Source organism: Halobacillus sp. BBL2006, from assembly GCF_000786645.1.
Lineage (GTDB): Bacteria > Bacillota > Bacilli > Bacillales > Halobacillaceae > Halobacillus.
Window position 1 is genome coordinate 1 of the sequence record NZ_JRNX01000559.1, and the last position, 2,911, is coordinate 2,911.

The window sequence follows — 2,911 nt, forward strand, 5'->3', positions numbered from 1 at the left end:
TAAAAGTTCACCGGCCATTAATGCGCGCCAGCTAAAAGCCCAGGCAAGACGAATCCCTGTTATGAAGTAAGGGACACTTGAAGGAACCTCGACTCTGAAAAACAGCGGAACTCCATTCGTACCCATAGTGCGTGCTGCTCTCACTAATTGAGGAGGCACGCTATGGATAGCTGATCGCACATTCAGCGCCATAACAAATGTTCCTCCCAAGACGACGACAAATACGACTGCAAATTCGGAGAAACCGAACAGCATGATGGCAAGCGGAACCCAGACAATACTTGGAATACTTTGAAGAGCAATCAAGTACATGCCCGCTGTTTCATCAGCTTGCTTTGATTTTCCAAGAATAACTCCAATCGTTGTACCAAAAAGAATGGCTAAGGAAAGCCCACTAAATAAATGCTTGAAACTAGCGCCGAGCGCCTTGATTAAATCTCCGCTTGAAAAACCTTCGTAAAGAGCACCAGCCACTTTGACTGGCGATGGAAACACAATATCTTCGAATATGTTGGCGGTGAACACCAACTGCCAAATCCCAAGAACAACGACTAAAAATAAGATTCTTTTAATGACTACCTTCATGACTCAGCTCTTCCTTCAACACTTTATTGATTTCACCTTCAAGAAGTTCCATCACTTTCTTCTCAAGTTCAATCACCCGCTCATCATCTCGCTTCCGAGGCCTCGGAACGTCGATCGTGAAATCTGCAATAATTTTTCCTGGCCGTGTTCCCATAACAATGACACGGTCCGATAACTTGATCGCTTCTTGAATACTATGAGTGACAAACAAGATCGTCTTTTTCGTTTCCTGCCAAATCTTCATCAATTCTTCATGAAGGATATGTCTCGTTTGTTCATCTAACGCACCGAATGGTTCATCCATCAAAAGCACTTTCGGATCCATCGCGAGTGCCCTTGCTATTGCCACTCTCTGCTGCATCCCGCCTGATAACTCATGCGTGTAGTTTTCTTTGAACCGGCTAAGGTGGACCATTTTTAAAAACTGATCCGTCCGCTTCGATGCTTCTTGTTTGGATAACTGCTGTTTCAGAGGAAACATGACGTTTTCTTTCACATTCAGCCAGGGAAACAGTGAAGCTTCCTGAAACACCATGCCCCGATCAGGTCCAGCCTTCTTGATTTCTTCCCCTTCTAACTTGATGGAGCCCTCTGTTACTGTTTCAAGTCCTGCGACCATCGAAAGCAGTGTGGATTTTCCGCATCCGGATGGTCCAAGAAGCGAAACGAATTGGTTCTCTTCGATTGAAAGGTCGATATCTGAAAAGACTTCAAATCTGCCTTCTTCTTTGTCATTAAACGTCTTACCGACTTTATCCATCTGTAAAAACAAGGTCATCATCCTTATTACCATAATTCCTATAAAAATAGTATGTTTTGAGTATAGTACTAGATTATACAGACATTCGAAATAGTGTGTCAACTTAAAACTAGGGATTCTTTCCGACAGTACGAAGCCTTGAATTCCCTGAGAAAAATTCCGCATACGCCCAGACTGGTTGGAAGCGCTTAATCCATTTGTAGCATTTTTAAATTATAGTTTTAAACCTGGGGCAGACGTGATAAACAAATTGTAAGAAAGGATGGGATAGAAATGGATCGACTACTCTTTATTCAAACTGGGATGGGCACAGACGTACACGGACAAAACATTACGAAAGCTTCTGTACGTGCCGTAAAAAATGCGATTCACAATAATTCAATGCCTGGAATTAAGGCTGCCCTTCCGGATAATTCACTTGATAACATGAAAGTCAACGTCAAATTGGCCGTTCCTTATGACCATGATCAAATCAAATATGCAGAAGTTGAAGAAGCTATCCCTTATGGGGATGTCAATGTAGAGGTCATAGATGGCGGTATGCGGACCACCAGTGGAATTGTACTCGAGGATAAAGATGATAAAAACGACCAAATGTATATCGTTATTGCTTCTGTTGAAGTTGGTTACTAAAAAAAATCTCCTGGAAATGGGTAGCACCCTCTCCAGGAGATCTTTTTGAATAAAACTAAATCTCACTTACATTAAATCTGTCGCTCTTCTTCTTCTGCTTCATCTATATCATCCATGTATTTATCATAATGAACATTGCGTTGGAAGGAGACGTTGTCCGCTCCTGTGTACCCGTTCATATCTGTAGATACAAAATCCTCGAATTCTTCCACATAGCCGACCCCGTCTTCGTTATCCATGAGAGACGAACCATCGTAAGTCATACTCGTCTGGTTGAAGGAAGCCACTTGCTCATAAGCATTTTGCTCATTGTATTGAGGGTCATCGGTATCGCGTCCATAGTTGTCATCTAATGCAGAGAGGACTTCTTCCTCAATCGGACGGTCAGTAGAGATGTCCTGATTCGGTGAAGCTACTGCAGTGGTGCGTGCAGTAGGCAAAGCTTCCAATCGCTCTTTTGAGATCGGCTGGCCTGTTTTTTCGCAGATACCATACGTGCCATTCTTCATTTGCATTAAGGAATATTGAATATCAGATAACTCTTCCTTCAAATGTCCAAGCAGGGCAATATCCTTTTCTCTTTCGTACAGTTCTGTTCCTGAGTCAGCAGGATGATTGTCATACTGGGATAATTCACCAGAGGCCATATCACTTGCCAATCCTCGCTCCATCCCAAAGTGATCGTGCTCGATTAATCGTTCTTCTATTTCACGCTTTCGTTCTTCTAATTGTTTTTTATAATGAATATAGTCCATGAGTTCCACTCCTAATTGATATTCTTCTTTAGTGTGGCTCAGGAAAAAAACACTATACAAAAAGGAGCACCCGTTCGGGCGCTCCTTCCTTTTATTTTCTCAATGCTTGTAAGAAATCTTCTTTCAAGTCTTCAATATCTTCGAGGCCGATGGATACACGAATGAGACCGTCTGTGAT

5 protein-coding genes are annotated in these 2,911 nt (G+C 42.4%); 1 reads left to right on the forward strand and 4 read right to left on the reverse strand.

Features of this window, described 5'->3' with window-relative positions; all coding sequences use genetic code 11:
• Positions 1-585 (reverse strand): ABC transporter permease (locus LD39_RS15845; RefSeq protein WP_035549510.1); only part of this gene is annotated, 585 nt, incomplete at its 3' end.
• Complete coding sequence (locus tag LD39_RS15850) at positions 569-1,357, reverse strand: ABC transporter ATP-binding protein (protein ID WP_035549514.1); 789 nt, start codon at positions 1,355-1,357, stop codon at positions 569-571. The genes LD39_RS15845 and LD39_RS15850, both read right to left, overlap by 17 nt.
• Positions 1,358-1,618: 261 nt before the next feature.
• Here LD39_RS15850 and LD39_RS15855 point away from each other — a divergent pair, with 261 nt between their 5' ends.
• The gene (locus tag LD39_RS15855) at positions 1,619-1,978 is read left to right on the forward strand and encodes a Lin0512 family protein (RefSeq protein ID WP_035549517.1); all 360 of its coding nucleotides are present in this window, start codon (positions 1,619-1,621) and stop codon (positions 1,976-1,978) included.
• Between the two features lie 71 nt (positions 1,979-2,049).
• On the opposite strand, the gene LD39_RS15860 is transcribed toward LD39_RS15855, so the two are convergent.
• Positions 2,050-2,733, reverse strand: a complete 684-nt coding sequence (locus LD39_RS15860) for a TraR/DksA C4-type zinc finger protein (protein ID WP_035549522.1) — start codon at positions 2,731-2,733, stop codon at positions 2,050-2,052.
• A gap of 91 nt (positions 2,734-2,824) precedes the next feature.
• Positions 2,825-2,911, reverse strand: a complete 87-nt coding sequence (locus LD39_RS22765; protein WP_255349892.1) for a PLP-dependent transferase — start codon at positions 2,909-2,911, stop codon at positions 2,825-2,827.